The organism is Ensifer sp. EB106-03-01-XG145, from assembly GCF_058792075.1.
In genome coordinates this window covers 70318-89047 of sequence record NZ_JBYTEC010000012.1, presented here as the reverse complement: position 1 = coordinate 89047, position 18730 = coordinate 70318, and the positions used below count along the sequence as shown (strand labels likewise).

The window sequence follows — 18730 nt, the reverse complement described above, 5'->3', positions numbered from 1 at the left end:
CCGCGCTCCTCATAAAACATGCAGCGCTGTAGCACTTTGATTTGCTGCATGTCTTTGTCCTTAAATCGAGGTCGATTCAAGGAGACATGCAGTTCGCCACTGTGTGGCCCTTGCAACAGCAGCACCGGTTTTGCCCGCATCCGCTCCCGTTCGCCGCCGAATTCGGTTGTTTTCGCAGCAACTTATATAAAGATGTGCGTATCGAGGGTGGCAAGTCTGAGTCGCCACCACTGCGGGAGGCGTATCATGAGAATCTCTACGCGTATCGGCCTTACGGCCTGCTTGAGCCTGGTGTCCTGCCTTTCGGCCAATGCGGCCGATATCACGCCGCTGATGGCGCCGACGGCGCCGGTGGAAGAAACCGAGAGCGGCTGGCAGTTTACCGTCGCCCCCTATTTCTGGATCGCAGGCATTTCCGGCGACACGGCGCAATTCGGTCTTCCCACCGTCCATATCGACTCTGACTTCGGCGACATCTGGGACAATCTGGATTTTGCGGCCATGGGCATAATTGAAGCCCGCAAGGACCGCTTCAGCATCTTCTCCGACTTGATCTATTCCAAGCTTTCCGGCGACGGTAAGGCGCGTGGCATCTTCACCGACACGGTGGACGTGAAGTCCGAAACCTTCGCCGGCCTCTTCGCCGTCGGCTATACGGTGTTCGAGGATCAGCAATCGCACCTTGACGTTGTCGGCGGCGCCAAGGTCTGGTCGGTCGATACCACCATCTCCTTCCAGGGCGGGCCGCTCGACGGCGTCAGCCGTGAAGACGGCGAAACCTGGGTCGACGGCATGGTGGGCTTGCGGGGAGCCTACTACATGACGCCGGAAATCTACCTGACCGGCTGGGGGATCGTCGGTGCTGGCGGCGCCGATATCGATTGGGATGTAGGGCTCGGCCTCGGCTACCGCTTCAGCGACACCATCTCGGCTGTCGCCGGCTATCGTGCGGTCGGCGTCGATTACGACAACGACGGCTTCATCTTCGATACGGTGCAGCAGGGCCCGATCCTCGGCGTTTCCATACGCTTCTGAGCATTCGCATGGGAAAGAACCCGGTTGCCATGCAACCGGGTTTAAGAGGTGGTGACCCAACCGTCACGTTTGTCCGCGCGTCTCCCGACCGCCGTAGCAGACGTCGCACGCAGACTATCTGACCAGGCGAATTGCACCCGGATTGTTGATGGTGTTGTTCGCAAGCGCCGCCTTGCAATCCAGCTTGAAGCTGCTGTTGCCGATCATGGTGATCTCCTGCGCGACGATGCGCACGCATTCGCCGCCAGTGGAGCCATTGCCGGCATACTGGATCTCACGCGAGGCCGGCATGTAGATGATGCCCGCAAGCGACGAGGCGCTGTTGCCGTTGATCGTCGCCGTCGCCGTATTGTTCCTGGCGGCAACGATCGAGAAGCCTGCCCAGTCACCCGTCAGGAATGGCGTGACGTTGAAGGTCGCGCCGCCGTGAATATCGAGTTGGGCACCGTTCAGCAGGAAGAAGGTGATGCCCTCACCCGTGAGCACCGACTGGCTGGCGAGTTTCAAGGTGCCTCCATCGATGATGTAGGAGCCCGGCCGCAAAAGAACCTTGCCCTTGATCTCCAAGCCGCCATAGGTGCCGGGCTTCAGTTCGACGGTATAGCCGGCAGGCGCGTTGTTCGGCGTCTTGCTCGTGCCGTTGCAGTCGCCATTGCCGCCACCGCCGGCCACGAAGTTCTGTCCACATCCGGATAGGTTCACCCAGCTTCCCGTCGTCGGCATTTTCTTGGACCAGAAGGGGTCCGGGATTGGCGGAACATCTTCCACTGCCTTGCCGCAGGCGAGTTCGAGATGGGCAAGCGTCGCTGAGACCTTGCCCGTTGCATAAAGACATTCGGCCTTCAGCGTGGCCGAACCGCTGAGATAGATCGACTGCGCATCGCTCGAATCCGACGTGATTGTACAGCCCGACGTATCGACAGTGGCACTGCCGCTCACTTCGAACGCCCGGGATGCGGTCGGGTGCAGTGCCAGAATGCACGCTTCCCTACCCGGCATGCGCGCGGCGACACTTTCGCGAGTGATCGTATAGGGTTGAAGGCCCCAGAACAGCGGAGCGTATTTGAGCGCATAGGTGGTCGTCGCCGTGCTTTCGACGCCAAGAGCGCCGAAAACAACCTTGATCGCCTGGGTCGCCACCGGCGTCGAACTCCCCGATCCGATTTCGTCGACGATCTCCGGCACACCGAAATTGGCGAAGAAGGTGGTGTTCGCCAGATCTTTCGCCTTGGCTTCATCCTCCCCTTCGCCATAGGACTTGACCGCGGAAAAGGCGGCCGCATCGAGCGCGGCCTGCATCTTGGCGGATTCGAGATTGATGCGGGCGAGATTGATGGCGATGGAAGCACCCGTGAACAACGGTAGCATCACCAGAGCAGTCATGACGGCAAAGTTGCCGTTTTCGTCCTTAAGGAAGCGGACGAGCTTGTTCTTCAGATCGCTTGGCATCTGTTTGTTGCCCCCTCGGCAGATCACGACGACTTCGGAGCCAGGTGGCCCCAAAGCAAAAAGGCGTCATCGATTCCAATGAGTTGGAGCTAGATGCGGCCAGCTGGCCGCGCCCCTCCCTGCGCTCCAAAACAGATTGCTAATTTAGTTATCAATCGTGGAGAAATGACTTCAGAAATTGTTAAACTTTGTCGAAATCGGTACTGCGCGGAGGTAATCCCCAGCGGAAAATGGAGCATTGCCACTATCCGGCGACGAGCGCATCTGCAGAAACGTGGCAAGTCTGCCTAGGTATGTCGCCAGACCTTCACGGCAGAGATCACCATAATCACGGCGAGCGCAGGCAGCAGGACCGCATGGGGCACAGCGGCAATCGGAATTCGGCGCCCCCAAGGCCGATCAAGCCACCGAGTGCGCCGATAGTTGCGCCTCCAAAAAATGCAGCCGGCGTATTGCGAGCAGCGGGGCTGATTTTTCCATGAACGATACATATGTCGAAACGCAACGCTATGGATAGCAATCTGATGCCAGCAAGTGTGTCAAATTGCCGATGGTAAATCTCGTCAGCGAAGGAACCCTTCCAGTGGATAACAATCTCCGCCGCGTCGTGTTCTTCGTCGCCTTGTTGAACCTGGGCTACTTTGCGGTTGAATTCGTCGTTGCGCTGGCCATCGGCTCGGTGTCCCTCTTGGCCGACAGCGTTGACTTCCTCGAAGATGCGTCCGTGAACCTTCTGATTTTCTTTGCGCTGGCATGGACGGCGCGGAGCCGCGCTCGGGTCGGCATGGCAATGGCATTCATTCTGCTTGTCCCTGCGCTGGCTTTTTTATGGACGGCGTGGGCGAAGTTCATGGATCCAATCCCGCCTGAGCCCTTTGCCCTGTCCCTGGCTGGCTTTGGCGCTCTCCTGACCAACCTGTTCTGCGCGTACCTTCTTGTCGCTTACCGTCATACGAGCGGCAGCCTCACACGGGCTGCGTTCCTGTCTGCCCGCAACGATGCTTTCGCCAATGTCGCGATCATCGGCGCGGGTCTGGCGACAGCTTACCTGTGGCAATCAGCTTGGCCGGATTTGATCGTTGGCCTGGGGATTGCACTGATGAACCTGGATGCGGCGCGGGAAGTCTGGGAGGCTGCGCGCGAGGAACACGACGTCGCGGTCTAAAGCCTGTCGCGCAAAAGTGCGCAGCGGTTTTGCGACAACGACATGCGAAATATCAAGAACTTAAAGCGCAAGGAGCGAATCTGAAAGATCGCGACGCGTTTTAGTTCATCTGGAGCCTCTTGTGGCTCTCGACAGGCCTGCAAGGCCCGCCGGACCTGCACGGGCGCAACGCACGGAAAACCACCTCAGGAGGCGGGCCTATCGTTTCAGATTCGAGCGCTGGTTATTGCACCGTGACGTCGGGCAGCACGTCGAAGTCCAGCTTCTGGCCGGGTGCCCGCCCGGTGCTGCCGCCCTGGACATCGTCGGAGCCGCTCTGCGGCGGGATCGGCTGCTGTTCCTGGCCGGCACCGCGCACGCGCGATGGCCCCTGTTGTGCCCGGCGCGCAGCTTCGGCCTGCCGTTCGGCTTCGGCCCTGCGCTCCGCTTCGGCCTTGCGCTCGGCCTCGGCGCGCGCTTCCACTTCAGCCTTGACGCGGGCCGCTTCCGCAGCCCCGGCAGCACGCCGGCGCTCGTCGGCAATGGCACGTCGCCGTTCGAGTTCGCGTCCTTCCACCTTCGCCTTGTAAAGCGCCACTTCGCGGCGCAGCCGCTGCTTCTCCAGCACGTTCGCCTGCAGGATCTCGACCCGGCGGCGCTCGCGTTCGAAGGCGCGCAGCGACAGGAAATTGGCCAGATCGGCCACGTCGAGGCTGACGCCCGGCGCCTCCAGCAGGCCGGCATAGCCGATCCGCACGCGTGGTTCGGTACCGGCAAGCGCTTCCTCGCCGGGCCGGAAGGTCAGGTCGATGCCGCCATCGATCCGGCCGGCCGCAAGGTCAAGCGCAGCTGCGCCCATGAAGGCGGCACTGCCATCGCCAGCCGTAACGTTCTGCACCCTCAGCACGCCGCCAGCAACGCTGAAGGGAGCCTTGACGACGCCGACCACCGATTGGCCGGAGAACACGGCCGCTTCCGCCGCGCTGCGGATGCTGTCCGCCGAAATCTGCTTCTTTTGGCCATCGGCGGCAGTAATCAACTGCGGCAGAGCCGCACTGTTGATGCCGTTCAGCGTCATGCCGTTGAAGGTCGCGGTGCCGGAACCGCTTGCCGCATGGGCCATAGCCTCCGGTGTTGCGCCGGATGCTTCCAGCGCGACGGAAAGATCGAATGTCCCGGTCGCCACCGGTGCGCCGGCGTGGGTCCAGCCCGCCTGGGTCAGGTCACCGCCCTTGACGTCCAGGCGCGAGCGCAGGAACCCGGAGCCGTTGGCGTTTCCGACCTGCACCCGCCCGGCAAGCTTGCCACCCAGCCAGTCGCCGGTGGCATCGGTCAGGGAAAGCTCGTCGCCCTTCCACTCCATCTTGCCGGCAAAGCTCGTGATCGCGCCATAGACGCCCGGCCAGAATTTTCCTGCCTGCACGTCGAGCGCGACGTTGAGGCCGGTCCAGGCCGGCTGCGCCAGGGCGCTCTTCGAGAACGCGCCGTTCGCATCCTCGACCGCGCCCAGGATGCCCTCGCCCAGCCAGGCAAGATCGAGCGTATCGACGGTGAGCTGGCCGGCGGCGGCGCCCGGCGATTTGCGGTCCACGGTCAAGGTGCCGGTAAAGGCGTTGTTGTCTGCCTTGCCCTCGACCGCCGTCAGCGCGATCGCCTCCGGGCTTGCGGCGACATCGGCCGAGATCGTCAGTGGCAGGCCGCTCCCCATCTGCGGCAGCGCGACCCCCTGCAGCAGCAGATAGGGCTCGACGTCCTGGGTCTGGAGCGTGACTTTTGCCTGGCCTTCGAGGAAGTGGTCGCGGGAAAGATCGACATTGCCCTTGGCTGCCAGCGACGACTTCTCGGTGGTGAAGGTCACCGTGCCGTTGGCCTTCGACCCTTCGGTGCTTTGCAGCTTGAGCGAGAGGATGCCGTTGGCGTCCGCATCGAAGGGCAAGGGATCAAAACCGGTCTGCCCGAGAAGCAGGCGGGTTTCAGGGTTTTCAAGCGTCGCTTCGAGCAGCATCGCCTTGCCGGTCAGCGCCTGCACCATATCCGGCGCCTGGTAGCTGGCCGCAATCTTGGTGCCGTTCGCCGTGCCGAAGATGCCAAAGGTCGCCGGCGCATTGCCTTCCTTGTTGCCGGCCGTCAGCGTCACGTCGAAAGCCGCGTCGCTATAATAGGGCCCGGCCTTGATCAGCTGTCGCAGCGCCGGATGGTTGACCGCGTGCCGGCCGATCATTTCCAGGAATGGCGTCAGGTTCTTGGCGGCAAGTTTCATCTTGGCCGAGACGACGGGCTTTTCCAGATCGCCGCTAGCCCGACCGGAGAAAGCCAGCTGAGCGCCGGCGAGCGAGCCGATCGCCAAGCGTTCGGCCTGGAGCTGGCCGTTCTTCAGCGTCAACACCGCCTGCACGTCCTTGGCTTCTTCACCGAAGGCGGAGAACTCGTCGGCCGAGAGGTCGGCGGCGATCGCATGCTGAAGCAGCGCCTGCGTGGAAGCATCGCCCGCCACCAGTCCAGTCAGCGCCTGAAGCGCCTCGAAATCGATGCGGTTGCCCTTGAGCTGTAGCGAGAGGTTCGGCTGCTGCTCGGCGAAGGACTGCCGTTCGAGCCGACCCTTGAGGCTTGCCTCACCTGCGGCCAATTCGAGGTTTTCGAACTGCTGCAGCGTATCGGTCAGGTTCACCTTGGCCGAAAAGCCGGCGGTCTTCAGCTTGCGGATCGCCGGGTCGACCGAGCCCGCCAGCCAGTTCGCAAGACCGGAGGGCTGGTTGGAGGCGAGCAGCAGGTCGCCGCGGAAGCTGCGCTGTCCCTTAAGGTTCAGCCGCCCCTTCGCTTCGAGTTGCGTGCGCCCCGGCAAGAGCGCCACGACATTGTCGATCACCCAGCCGGCGCCATCGGGCTGGACGTCGATGCGCACGTCGCGCACCGTCGTGTCGCCGACGACGATCGCCGGCAGCTTCAGGCTGGCCCGGCCCGGCACCTGCGGAATGGGAATCTCGGCAGCAATAGCGAGCATCGCCTCCAGCCGCTGGCGCATGGAGATCGCCGGGTCGCGGCCGGTCTTGGCATTGCGGCTGGGACCGATGCGGCTGACGTCGATCTGCTGGCCGTCGGCGATCAGCAGGAACTTCTGGTCCTTGCCGGTATCGAGCGTCGCCTCGCCGGTGACCACATAGGGGTCGTCCGTCGAACCGACCTCGAAGCGATAATCCGGAACGCGGATGCTTTCGTTGGTAAGCTGGAAATCACCGTTGATGCGCAACGGCGCCCGCGCGTCATCCTTCTCCTCGCCCTTCCGGTTTTCCGTCAGGGTGAAGCGGCCGCTGTAAACCGGCTTGAAATCGACGATCTTCAGCGCGCCATCGGTCTCGACGCCGAAGGGGCGCTTGTCGGGCGTCACCCTTGCCTTGAGGCTGAGCGCCCCCGCTGCGTCCACCTCGTTGCTGGTAAAGGAGAAGCTGCCGGCTTCGCCATCGAGCGCCGCACGCCCCTCCACTTTCCAGGGACCGGTAAGCGAGCGGGCGGAAACATCGGCGGCAAGCCCGCTCACGCGACGGGTTCGGCCGGTCTGCTCGTCGACAAATTCGATCTGGCCATTGGTGATCTCGACGTTTTCGAGCACGACCGTCTTGGCCGGGATCGAGGTGCGGCGACCGCGGGCCCAGTCGAGCGTACCATCCGGCAACAACCTTACCTTGGCCTTCGGCCGGTCGAGCCGCATGTCGAAGATCAGCGCCTCGCCGCTTAAGAAAGGCGCCAGTTCCGCGCTCATGGAAAACTGCGCCACCCGGATCAGTGGCTCACCGTCTTCGCTGGCGCCGACGCGCACGTCGTTCAGCGTCACGGTCGGGAACGGGATCAGCCGCGCATCGACGCTGCCATGTACGACGACCGGCTTGCCCATGATGCGGCTCGCCTCGCGCTCGAACTCCTTGCGAAAATCCGTCCAGTCAATGAACCACGGAGCGATCAGCGCCGCGAAAAGCGCCACGACCACAAGTCCACCGACGGCAAGCAGAATTCGCGAAAGCACCGTGCCTACATTCCCATTCAATTCATCGGCGCATTGCGCGCCGCACATCGCTTGACCGCCAGAGGCTCGCGCCCTGACGCTCTGATTTGCCGCATAATTCGGTCAGGGTCGATTCCGACTTCGGAACTATGCAGTACCACACTTTGGCGCCGGCGCATTGCCCGAAAAATTGGGCCAAAACCTGACGCCCTTGCGCGGGTTCCGCCTCAGGCGAAGATCTTGCCTGGGTTGAAGATGTTGTCCGGATCGAGCGAACGCTTGACCTGCCGCATCAGGTCCAGCGCATCACCAAGCTCAGCTTCCAGAAACGGCATCTTTCCCTGGCCGATGCCGTGTTCGCCGGTACAGGTGCCATCCATTGCGAGCGCCCGGGCGTTCAGCCGCTCGACAAAAGCCTCGGCGCGCGCCACGTCGGCTGCGTCCTTGTCGTCGAACAGCAGGCCGACATGGAAGTTCCCGTCGCCGGCATGGCCGACGATCGGCGCCGTCAGCCCATGGGCGGCGCTGTCCTCCTGGGTCGCCACGACGCAATCCGCCAGCCGCGAGATTGGCACGCAGACGTCGGTCGACAGGATCGCCGCACCCGGGATCAGGCTTTTCTGCGCCCAATAGGCATTGTGCCGCGCCTTCCAGAGCCGCGCCCGCTCTTCCGGATTGGTCGTCCACTGGAAGCCCGAGGAACCGAACTCCGAAGCGATTTCGCCAAACTGGCGCGATTGCAGTTCGACACTCTCGGCGCTGCCGTGAAACTCGACGAAGAGCGTCGGCGTTTCGGCATAGGAAAGGCCGGAATAGCCATTGCAGGCCTTCATCTGCAGCGCATCGAGAAGCTCGATGCGCGCCACCGGAATGCCCGACTGGATGGTGAGGATCACCGCGTTGCAGGCGTCTTCGATCGTCGGGAACGGGCAGACGCCGCCGGAAATGACCTCCGGGATGCCCTGCAGCCTCAGCGTGATCGAGGTGATGATGCCGAGCGTGCCTTCCGCGCCGACGAAAAGCCGCGTCAGATCGTAGCCGGCCGAAGACTTGCGCGCCCGGTGAGCGGTGCGGATCTCGCGCCCGTCAGCCGTCACCACCGTCAGCGCCAGCACATTGTCCTTCATCGTGCCGTAGCGCACCGCATTGGTGCCCGAAGCCCGCGTCGAGGCCATTCCGCCGATCGAGGCATTGGCACCGGGGTCGATCGGGAAGAAGAGACCGGTGTCGCGCAGATAGGTGTTGAGCTCTTCGCGGGTAATGCCAGGCTCCACCCGGCAGTCGAGATCCTCGGCATTAACCTCCAGCACCTTGTTCATACGCTGAAGATCGACCGAGATGCCGCCATTCGGCGCATTGATATGGCCCTCGAGCGAAGAGCCGGTGCCGAAGGGGATCAGCGGCACCTTGTGCCGGGCCGCGATCTGAACGATCTCACGAACGTCTTCGGCGCTTTCGGCAAACACCACCGCATCGGGAAGCTGCGCCGGAATGTAGGTGGTGGTGTGGGCGTGCTGGGCGCGGATCGCCTCGCCCGTCTGGAACCGGTCGCCGAAGCGGATGCCCAATTCTTCCTTCGCCGCCGTGATGCCGGCCTCGTTTCTCACGCCAGCTCTGATCGCCTTCAATGCCACGGAAAACGTCCTTCCTCTTGCATCTGCGGCATCCCCTTTGCAGATGCCCGGGAAGCGCAGTCATTTCAAGGCGCTACTGTGCAAATCGGAATCACTTTGTCCAGACGCTCGCGCACTTCTTGGGGAACGTAGCGCAGGAAAACGCCTGACGTGAGACCGGACTGTCACAAGAGGCTGCGTCGCGCCATCTCGATGCGTCATCTGACGGCGGGCGAACCACTGAAGATCCTTTCGGCAATGCCACGTATGAGGGCAAAAGCCGCAGAAAACACCTACTCAATTGCGGGCATTGGATTATCATGTTGGCGTGAAGGGAGAGAGGCAATGCTGGGTCTCACCGCTTTGCTCACCGCGTCGATCTTTTTCGGCGCCGCCATCTACATCAATCTGGCCGAACAGCCGGCAAGGCTCCATCTCGACGATCGCGCCGCACTGGCGCAGTGGGTTCCTTCCTACCGCCGCGCTTTCGAAATGCAGGCGACGCTCGCCCTCATCTCGGGCCTGCTCGGCGCTGCCGCCTGGGGAAGGACTGGCCATGTGCTCTGGGGCATGGGTGCCGCCATCATCATCCTGAACTGGCCCTATACGCTGCTCTTCGTCATGCCGGTCAATCGCAAGCTGGAGGCAACGCGGCCGGAGGAGACCGGTGAGGAAAGCCGCAGCCTGCTCAAGCGCTGGGGCAGGCTCCATGCCGGGCGAACCGCACTCGGCGGGCTGGCGGCAACGATCTTTCTCATTGCCGCCTGGCTCGAAATGTAGCGTAGGAATGTCCGCCAGTTACCGGCTCAATGCGCCTCCAGCGCCGCCGCTGCATCCATCTCTTCGTGCAGCTTGCGCTCCTCGTCCGCATGCGGCTTGGTGAAGCGGGCAATGACGAGGTAGGCGACCGGCGTCAGGTAGAGCGTGACGATCACCGCCAGCCCGAGACCGCCGACCAGCACCCAGCCGAGCGCGATGCGTGCTTCCGCACCCGCGCCGCTTGCCAGCACCAGCGGCACCGCGCCGACGATGGTGGCGATCATCGTCATCATCACAGGGCGCAGGCGGATATTGGCCGCGTTCTCGATCGCCGAGCGCACGTCCTGGCCGCGATCGCGCAACTGGTTGGCGAATTCGACGATCAGGATGCCGTTCTTCGCCATGATGCCGACGAGCATGACCAGACCGATCTGGCTGTAGATGTTGAGCGTATTGCCGGTCATGATCATCGCGAAGACCGCGCAGGCAAGGCCGAGCGGCACCGTCGACATGATGATGAGCCCGCTGACGAAGCTTTCGAACTGGGCGGCCAGCACCAGGAAGATGATGACGAGCGCAAAGCCGAAGGTGACGAAGAGGCCATTGGCGTTTTCGTTGAGCGTCGCGGCTTCGGCGAGCGGCATGATGCGCGAACCCGGCGGCAGCAGCGGCTCGGCCATCTGCTCGACCATGGTCAGCGCTTCGCCAAGCGCAAGGTCCGACTTGAGGCCCGCGGAGAGCGAGACGGCGCGAAGCTGCGATTCCCGCGAGAGCTGCGGCGCCACCGCCATCTCCTCGACGCTGGCGATGGTCGACATCGGCACGATCTTGCCGTCGCCGGCCTTCAGGAAGATGTTCTGCAGATCGGTCGGGTCGTTGACCGGATTGGTGGAGGAGAGCAGCTTCACCGGGTAGGTTTCGCCGTCGACATAGACATCGACGACGCTGTTGCCGTCGAGCATCGCCTGCAGCGCCCAGGCAAGGCCGCCAATATCGACACCCATGTCGGAGGCGCGCTCGCGGTCGATGGTGATCGAAAGCTGCGCCTGGTTGGCCTCGTAGTTGAGCCGGACGTTCTCGAAGCGGCCGGTGTCTTCCATCTGGCGCACCAGCTTCGCCGCCGCATCGCCGAGCTTGTTGTAGTCGTTGCCGACAAGCGCCACCTGCAGGCCGCTGCCGGCGCCGCGAATGCCGAGACTGTTGGGCTGCATCGCAAAGACGCGGACCGATGGAATGCGCGCCGTCACCCTGTTGATCTCGGCGACGATCTCCTGCTGGCTGCGGTCGCGCTTCTCCCAGGAAGCGAGCGTCAGCACCATGAAGCCGCTGTTGACCGAGCCGCCCTGCCCCGAGATCGAGAAGATGTTGTCGATCTCGCCGGATTTGACCAGCGGCTGCAGCCCGTCCTCGATGCGGCGCATCTGCGCCTGGGCATAATCGAGCGAGACGCCCTGCGGCGCGTTGATGCGCATCATCACCTGCGAGCGGTCCTCGCTCGGCGTCAGCTCCGATTTCAGCGTCAGGAAGCCGGCGGCCCCCATCACCGTGAAGAAAGCGGCAACGGCGAAGACGATCAGCGGCGAGTTGAGGCAGGCGCGAAGTGTCACCCGATAAAAACCGGCCGCCCGCGCGCCGAACCGCGCCATCGGCCCCGGCACCGTATGCTGCTCCTTCGTCAGCATGCGCGAGGCCAGCATCGGGCAGAGCGTCAGCGACACGAAGGAGGAAAGCAGGATCGAGAAGGCGAGCACGAAGCCGAACTCGCGGAACAGACCGCCGGTCTGCCCCGGCAGGAACGACAGCGGCACGAAGACGGCGGCAAGCGTCGCCGTCGTTGCAAGCACCGCGAAGAACACTTCGAGCGTGCCGTGCACGGCGGCCGCCCGTGGACCGAGCCCTTCGGCGCGCCGCCGCACGATGTTTTCGAGCACCACGATGGCATCGTCGACGACGAGCCCGGTCGCAAGCACGATCGCAAGCAGCGTCAGGATGTTGATCGAAAAGCCGGCGAGATAGATCGCTGCCACCGTGCCGATCAGCGCGATCGGCATGCTGATCGTCGGGATCAGGGTCGCCCGCCAGTCGAGCAGGAACATGTAGATGACCAGCGTCACGATGAAGACCGCGACGATCAGCGCGATCTCCACCTCGTGGATGGCGCCGTTGATGAAGACGGCATCGTCGCTGGTGATCCTGAGCTGCGTGCCCTCGGGCAGGATCTGCGCCTGGATCGTATCGACGACCTTGCGCACGCCCTCGGAAATATCGACGGTGTTGGACTGCGCCTGGCGGACGATGCCGAGACCGATGCCCTGGCGGCCGTTGGAGCGCAGCGCCGTCGTGCCGGTATCGGGACCGAGCGTCACGGTGGCCACGTCACGCAGGCGCACATTGTTGACGAGGATCAGGTTTTCAAACTGCTCCGGCGTCTGCAGGTCGGCCGTGGCGCGCACCGAGATGTCCTGGCTGGCGCTGGTCAGCTTGCCGGCCGGCACGTCATAGGAGGCGTTGGCGAGCGCGGTGCGGAGGTTGGCCACCGTCACCCCGCGCCCGGCGAGCTTCGCCTGGTCGAGGTCGATGCGGAAGATCTTCTCCTGGTCGCCATAGACGGCAACGTCGGCGACGCCTTCGACGGCAGCCAGCCGGTCGCTGATCTCGTTTTCGACGAGCAGCGTCATGTCTTCCATCGACATCGTGTCGGAGGTGAGCGCCAGCCGCATGATCGGCTGGCTGTCGGCGTCGGCTTTGACGATGCTCGGCTCGTCGACATTGTCGGGCAACTGGTTGCGCACCCGGCCGAGCGCATCGCGAATGTCGTTCGAGGCCTGGCCGATATCGGTCGTGTCGGAGAATTGCAGCGTCACGCGGCTGCGGCCGAAGGACGAGGTCGACGAGATGTCGCGGATGCCCTGCACGCGCGAAACGGCGCCCTCGACCACCGAGGTCACCTCGCGGTCCATCGTCTCGGGGGCGGCGCCATCGAGCGTGGTGGTCACCGAGATGACTGGCTGGTCGACCTGCGGCAGCTCGCGGATCTCGATGCCGTTCCAGGCGGCAAGACCGGCAACGACGATCAGCGTGTTGACCACCAGCGCGAAAATCGGCCGGCGGATGAAGAGTGCGGTAAAGCCGGTCTTGCCGCGCTCGCGGGCGGACGTCTTGCTGTGCGCTTCGCCGCCGCTCACTTGGTTTCCTCCGCGACCTTCTGCGCAGGTTCTTGCTTGCGCTCGCGACCGGCGATGCGCACTTCGCCGCCGTCGCGCAGGCGCTGCACGCCTTCGGTCACGATCTCGTCGCCTTCGTTAAGGGCCGCGTCGACAAGCACCTTGTCCGGATTGCGCTGGATGATCTTCACCGGCACCTTTTCGCTCTTATCGCCGGCAACGCGCCAGATGTAGGAGCCTTCCGAGCTCCACTGGATCGCCAGCGGATCGACCGTCGGATAGGTGTCGCCGTCAAACGCGACGGTAACGGAGAAGGACATGCCAGCCCTCAGCATGTCGTCAGGGTTCTCGAGCCGTGCGCGCACACGCAGCGTGCGGCTTGCCTGGTCGAGGCGGTTGTCGATCGCGTGGATCGCGCCATCGAGCTGGCTGCCCGGCTGGGCGATCGCGAAAGCCGTGACCGGCTGGCCGACGGTGATCTTGTTGGCGAAGCGCTCCGGCACCCAGAAATCGACGAGGATTTCCGAGCGGTCGTCGACAACGGCGATCGGCGTCGTGGTCGTGACATAGTCACCGACATTGACGGTGATGATGCCGACGACACCCTTGGACGGCGCGACGATATCGCGGCGCTTGAGGTCGAGTTCGGCGGTCTTCAGCGCCAGCTCCGCTGTCTGCATGGCGATTTCGGCGTCGCGCACTTCGACGGCGGTCATAGCGCGTGCGTTGCTGAGATTGCGGTAGCGCTCGACCTTTTCGCGGGCGCTGTCGCGGTTCAGCCGCGCCTGGTCGGCGGCGATCTTCTGATCGTCGCTGTCAAGCTTGGCGATCACCTGGCCCTGGGCCACCTTTTCGCCGGAGCGGACAAGAATTTCGGTGAGGTTGCCGGTGGCCGTCGGCGTCACGGTGACGGAGTGGATCGCTTCGCCGTTGCCGATCGCGTTCAGCCGGTCGTTGACGACAGCGGTCGCCGAAGGACGAACCATGACGAGGATGGCATTGTTGCCGCCCTGGCCGCGGCCATTGCCGCGCTCGCCACCCTCACCGCTACCGGCGCCGGGCTTGGACAGGGCATCGATCAGCGGGTGCGAAACGCCGATGGCGGCGAGCGTCTCACCTGCGCCGGGTACGAACCGCAGCCAGACGGTTGCGCCCACGAGAAGCACAGCGGCGCTCACCGCAAGCTGTTTCCAAACCCGCATTCAAGTCTCCAGATTAAGCATAAAACACGCCCCAGCGCGGCGCGGCCGGCGGTTCGTTCCGATTGGGCGGAGTATCCCCGTTCGCGCGCGTCGGGGCAATGACGGAATGCCATCATTACGCAATTGTAATAAAAGCGAATTTGGTGGCGGCATGATGACGTGCAGAGCAATTCCAGCGCAGCTTTCAGCGTGAACCGCACTTTGCTGCATAGGCCGGCATTTACAGCGGCGTCGGTCGCGCTATCCTGCAACCGCCGGCCGCTTTTTCGAGCGGTTTCGCCGTCTGGTTTTCAAGTTTCTTGAAGGAGAGCAAGAACGATGTGCGATGCCTGTGTGATGGAAACGGTGAAGGCGCGCATGCTGTCGCGCCGCAGCTTCTTCAAAGCCGCTGCAGTTGGAACCGCCAGCCTCGCCGCCGCGAGCGTCGGTGCAGCACCCCCGGCATTGGCTCAGGGACATAGTAGCGTCACGGACTTGACCCACGAACTGCACGAGGATTTCCCGACCTTCTTCGGCCAGCAGCAGTTCTTCCGCGAGCAAAAGTTCAGCTACGCCAAAGAAAAGTTCAATCTGTTCGAACTGCGCATAAACGAACACACCGGCACCCATGTCGATGCGCCCCTGCACTTCTCCGCCGATGGCCTGTCGGTCTCCGAGCTGCCGGTGGAAAAACTCGTCGTGCCGCTCGTGATCGTCGACATACGCGAAAAAGCCGCGGCCGACGCCGATGCGCAGGTGACGCCCGACGACCTCAAGGCCTGGGTCGCCGCCAATGGCGAGATCCCGGAAAACGCCTGCGTCGCCATGCTTTCGGGCTGGGCCGCGCATATGGGCACGGAAAAGTTCCGCAATGCCGATGGCGGCGGCAAACTGCACTTCCCCGGCTTCCATGTCGAAGCGGCGAAATACCTGCTCGAAGAGAGCAAGGCCGCCGGCATTGCCGTCGACACACTTTCGCTCGACCATGGCCCCTCACCGGATTTCGCCACCCATTATGCCTGGCTGCCCGCGGGCCGCTGGGGGCTGGAGGCCGCCGCCAATCTCGACAAGCTGCCGGCCAAAGGCGCGACGCTCATTCTCGGCGCGCCGAAGCATCGCGGCGGCACCGGTGGCCCGGCGCGCGTCTTCGCCCTTGCTTGATCCATACTCTTCAAATCCGGCGGCGCAGGGCCGCCGGCAGCACCATGCAGGAGAGCCCATGAGCACCGTTACGCCGCCGAAGAACCCGGAAGCCGACCCGCGCGTCAAAGCCGTGTTCGACGATATCCGCGCCACGCGCAAATCCGATTTCATCAACAATATGTGGCTGTGGCTCGCCTTCGACCCGGGCCTGCTGGAGCAGACCTGGGGCGACGTCAAGGCGGTGATGGCAACGCCTTCTGCGCTCGATCCGCTGGTGAAGGAGATGCTCTATATCGCCGTGTCCGTCACCAATGGCTGCGGCTACTGCGCCCATTCCCATACGGCCGCGGCAAGGGCGAAGGGCCTGAGCGATGCCGAGCACGCGGACCTCTTGCGGGTGATCTCGCTCGCCGCCCGCACCAACCAGCTTGCCACAGCGCTGCAGGTCCCGGTTGATACCGTCTTTGATAAGACGTCGGGATAAAGCATGCCGCGCAAAAGTGCGCAGCGGTTTTGCGATACGACATGCGACAAATCAAAACGTGCGAACAAGAATAAGCGGTCTCGAAATCGCCTGTCTTTCCACAGGCTTGGTGCGGCTGGCGCAGAAAACGGAATAAAAGAAGAACATCCTTTCTGGCCTTTCCCCACCGAATCACTACATTGAGCCGCATGATGAGTGGTTTCGACGACATTCCTTTCTTCGACGAGGAGCCGGCGCCGCGCAAGCAGCCGCCAGCCCCCGGAGGTATCCCCGCCGCCGGCGGTATTGCCGCGCGCGCCATGGCTGCGCGCGATCGCGCCCAGCCGCGCCCGGATTATCTCTCCGGCCTCAACCCGGAACAGGCCGAGGCGGTCGAAACGCTTGACGGTCCCGTGCTCGTGCTTGCCGGTGCCGGCACCGGCAAGACCCGCGTGCTGACGACCCGCATCGCCCACATCCTTTCCACCAACCGCGCCTTCCCTTCGCAGATCCTCGCGGTGACCTTCACCAACAAGGCGGCGCGCGAGATGAAGGAGCGCATCGGCGTGCTCGTCGGCCATGCGGTCGAAGGCATGCCCTGGCTCGGCACCTTCCACTCGATCGGCGTCAAGCTGCTGCGTCGCCATGCCGAGCTCGTCGGCCTGCGCTCCGATTTCACCATTCTCGACACCGACGACGTGGTTCGGCTGATCAAGCAGCTCATCCAGGCCGAAGGCATCGACGACAAGCGCTGGCCGGCCAAGCAGTTCGCCGGCATGATCGACGGCTGGAAGAACAAGGGCCTCGATCCCGCCCAGATCCCCGAGGGCGACGCCCGCGCCTTTGCCAATGGCAAGGGCCGCGAACTCTACGCCGCCTATCAGAACCGGCTCTTGACGCTGAACGCTTGCGACTTCGGCGACCTGCTCCTGCACCCGATCCGCATCTTCCGTAACCATGCGGACGTGCTGAAGGATTATCACGACAAGTTCCGCTACATCCTCGTCGACGAGTACCAGGATACCAACACGGCGCAGTACATGTGGCTGCGGCTCTTGGCCCAGCGGCCGAAGGGCGTTCCGCAGAATGTCTGCTGCGTCGGCGACGACGACCAGTCGATCTATGGTTGGCGCGGCGCGGAAGTGGACAACATCCTGCGCTTCGAGAAGGATTTCCCGGGCGCCAAGGTCATCAAGCTCGAGCGCAACTATCGCTCGACCGAGCACATCCTCGGTGCCGCCGGCCACCTGATCGCCCACAATGAGGGCCGTCTCGGCAAGACGCTCTTTACCGACCGCACCGATCCGGATGATGAGAAGGTGCAGGTGCACGCCGCCTGGGATTCCGAAGAGGAGGCCCGCGCCGTCGGCGAGGAAATCGAACAGCTGCAGCGCAAGAGCCACAAGCTCAACGACATGGCGATCCTGGTGCGCGCATCGTTCCAGATGCGCGAGTTCGAAGACCGCTTCGTCACGCTTGGCCTCAACTACCGCGTCATCGGCGGCCCGCGCTTCTACGAGCGCCTCGAAATCCGCGATGCGATGGCCTATTTCCGCCTCGTCTGCCAGCCGGCCGACGACCTCGCCTTCGAGCGCATCGTCAACACGCCGAAGCGTGGCCTCGGTGACACCACCGTGCGCACCCTGCACGACTATGCCCGCGCTCGCGATATCCCGATGCTGGCTGCCGCCAGTGACATCATCGAGACCGACGAGTTGAAGCCGAGGGCGCGGAAAGCCCTCTTCGACGTCGTCACCGATTTCCGCCGCTGGCAGAGCCTGCTGGAAACCACCGTGCACACCGAGCTTGCCGAGCAGATCCTCGACGAGAGCGGCTATACCGCCATGTGGCAGAACGACAAGTCGGCCGAGGCCCCCGGACGGCTGGAAAACCTCAAGGAACTCATCCGCTCGATGGAAGCCTTCGAGAGCCTGCGCGGCTTCCTCGAACACGTCGCCCTCGTCATGGATGCCGAGCAGAACGAAAACCTCGACGCCGTGTCGATCATGACGCTGCACTCGGCCAAGGGGCTGGAGTTCGACACCGTTTTCCTGCCCGGCTGGGAGGAAGGTCTCTTCCCGCACCAGCGCGCGCTCGACGAAGGCGGCCGCTCCGGCCTGGAAGAAGAACGGCGCCTTGCCTATGTGGGCATCACCCGTGCCAAGCACCGCTGCCACATTTGGTTCGTCTCCAACCGTCGCATCCACGGCCTTTGGCAATCGACGCTGCCCTCGCGCTTCCTCGAAGAGCTGCCGCTCGCCCATGTCGACGTGGCCGAGAGCGAGCAATCCTATGGCGGCTATGGCCGCGGCGGTTACGGCCAGTCACGCTTCGACAAGGCCGATCCCTTCCAGAACACCTACTCCACCCCCGGCTGGAAGCGCGCCCAGCAGCACCGCTCGGACGCCACCCGCGACAACTGGGGCACCCGCTCCGGCCACGCCGTCGAGCGCATCGGCTACGGCGAAAGCGGTCCGCGCGGCCGCACCATCGACGGCGAGCTGGTGGCAAAATCGACTGCCACGGAACCCTCGCGCTTCTCGGTCGGCGACCGCGTCTTCCACATGAAGTTCGGCAACGGCAACATCACCGCGATCGAAGGCAACAAGCTCACCATCGACTTCGACCGCGCCGGCCAGAAGCGCGTGCTGGATGGGTTTGTCGAGAAGGTGTGAGGAGGTCAGAGCCCTCCTTGCGTGCATTCCCCGGTGACCGCGCAACCGGCGATCTCATGGCGTCGACCGGCGAAGTGTACTAATAATTGCAGGCACAATTCTCGCGT

The 18730-nt window shown here is 63.6% G+C and carries 11 protein-coding genes; 6 read left to right on the top strand and 5 right to left on the bottom strand.

The features are described from left to right. Positions 1-246 precede the first annotated feature (246 nt). Entirely contained in the window at positions 247-1035 is a 789-nt protein-coding gene (locus tag AC3WWH_RS24675) for a hypothetical protein (protein ID WP_057253556.1), read from the top strand. A 114-nt stretch (positions 1036-1149) separates the two neighbouring features. On the opposite strand, the gene AC3WWH_RS24670 is transcribed toward AC3WWH_RS24675, so the two are convergent. After that, positions 1150-2484 carry a TadE/TadG family type IV pilus assembly protein gene (locus tag AC3WWH_RS24670; protein ID WP_057253554.1) on the bottom strand — a complete coding sequence of 445 codons (1335 nt, stop codon included), beginning with the start codon at positions 2482-2484 and terminating at the stop codon, positions 1150-1152. 550 nt (positions 2485-3034) lie between these two features. On the opposite strand from AC3WWH_RS24670, the gene AC3WWH_RS24665 reads away from it, so the two are divergent. Next, positions 3035-3649, top strand: coding sequence for a cation efflux transmembrane domain-containing protein (locus tag AC3WWH_RS24665; RefSeq protein WP_058321272.1), 615 nt, complete (start codon positions 3035-3037; stop codon positions 3647-3649). 223 nt (positions 3650-3872) lie between these two features. Here the strand turns inward: AC3WWH_RS24665 and AC3WWH_RS24660 are convergent, their stop codons facing one another. Together AC3WWH_RS24660 and AC3WWH_RS24655 are read right to left on the bottom strand one after the other, a co-directional pair. After that, the gene (locus tag AC3WWH_RS24660) at positions 3873-7610 is read right to left on the bottom strand and encodes an AsmA family protein (protein WP_245299071.1); all 3738 of its coding nucleotides are present in this window, start codon (positions 7608-7610) and stop codon (positions 3873-3875) included. 242 nt (positions 7611-7852) lie between these two features. Further along, the gene (locus AC3WWH_RS24655; RefSeq protein ID WP_058321271.1) at positions 7853-9259 is read right to left on the bottom strand and encodes an FAD-binding oxidoreductase; all 1407 of its coding nucleotides are present in this window, start codon (positions 9257-9259) and stop codon (positions 7853-7855) included. Between the two features lie 324 nt (positions 9260-9583). On the opposite strand from AC3WWH_RS24655, the gene AC3WWH_RS24650 reads away from it, so the two are divergent. Beyond that, positions 9584-10018, top strand: coding sequence for an anthrone oxygenase family protein (locus AC3WWH_RS24650; protein ID WP_057253547.1), 435 nt, complete (start codon positions 9584-9586; stop codon positions 10016-10018). A 26-nt stretch (positions 10019-10044) separates the two neighbouring features. On the opposite strand, the gene AC3WWH_RS24645 is transcribed toward AC3WWH_RS24650, so the two are convergent. Together AC3WWH_RS24645 and AC3WWH_RS24640 are read right to left on the bottom strand one after the other, a co-directional pair. Beyond that, complete coding sequence (locus AC3WWH_RS24645) at positions 10045-13182, bottom strand: efflux RND transporter permease subunit (protein WP_058321270.1); 3138 nt, start codon at positions 13180-13182, stop codon at positions 10045-10047. Next, the gene (locus AC3WWH_RS24640; RefSeq protein WP_113398936.1) at positions 13179-14363 is read right to left on the bottom strand and encodes an efflux RND transporter periplasmic adaptor subunit; all 1185 of its coding nucleotides are present in this window, start codon (positions 14361-14363) and stop codon (positions 13179-13181) included. The genes AC3WWH_RS24645 and AC3WWH_RS24640 overlap by 4 nt, the downstream gene beginning before the upstream one ends. Positions 14364-14681: 318 nt before the next feature. Between AC3WWH_RS24640 and AC3WWH_RS24635 the strand changes: the two genes are divergently transcribed. The 3 genes from AC3WWH_RS24635 to AC3WWH_RS24625 all read left to right on the top strand — a co-directional run bounded on the left by AC3WWH_RS24635 (position 14682) and on the right by AC3WWH_RS24625 (position 18623). Beyond that, on the top strand, positions 14682-15503 hold the full coding sequence (locus AC3WWH_RS24635) for a cyclase family protein (RefSeq protein WP_058321268.1): 822 nt from the start codon (positions 14682-14684) through the stop codon (positions 15501-15503). A 58-nt stretch (positions 15504-15561) separates the two neighbouring features. Continuing rightward, the gene (locus AC3WWH_RS24630; protein ID WP_058321267.1) at positions 15562-15969 is read left to right on the top strand and encodes a carboxymuconolactone decarboxylase family protein; all 408 of its coding nucleotides are present in this window, start codon (positions 15562-15564) and stop codon (positions 15967-15969) included. Between the two features lie 188 nt (positions 15970-16157). After that, complete coding sequence (locus AC3WWH_RS24625; RefSeq protein ID WP_058321266.1) at positions 16158-18623, top strand: ATP-dependent helicase; 2466 nt, start codon at positions 16158-16160, stop codon at positions 18621-18623. Positions 18624-18730 lie beyond the last annotated feature (107 nt).

Coding starts and splice junctions, on each gene's coding strand:
- AC3WWH_RS24675 (WP_057253556.1), top strand. CDS start 247: ATGAGAATCTCTACGCGTATCGGCCTTACGGCCTGCTTGAGCCTGGTG.
- AC3WWH_RS24670 (WP_057253554.1), bottom strand. CDS start 2,484: ATGCCAAGCGATCTGAAGAACAAGCTCGTCCGCTTCCTTAAGGACGAA.
- AC3WWH_RS24665 (WP_058321272.1), top strand. CDS start 3,035: ATGGTAAATCTCGTCAGCGAAGGAACCCTTCCAGTGGATAACAATCTC.
- AC3WWH_RS24650 (WP_057253547.1), top strand. CDS start 9,584: ATGCTGGGTCTCACCGCTTTGCTCACCGCGTCGATCTTTTTCGGCGCC.
- AC3WWH_RS24640 (WP_113398936.1), bottom strand. CDS start 14,363: ATGCGGGTTTGGAAACAGCTTGCGGTGAGCGCCGCTGTGCTTCTCGTG.
- AC3WWH_RS24635 (WP_058321268.1), top strand. CDS start 14,682: ATGTGCGATGCCTGTGTGATGGAAACGGTGAAGGCGCGCATGCTGTCG.
- AC3WWH_RS24630 (WP_058321267.1), top strand. CDS start 15,562: ATGAGCACCGTTACGCCGCCGAAGAACCCGGAAGCCGACCCGCGCGTC.
- AC3WWH_RS24625 (WP_058321266.1), top strand. CDS start 16,158: ATGATGAGTGGTTTCGACGACATTCCTTTCTTCGACGAGGAGCCGGCG.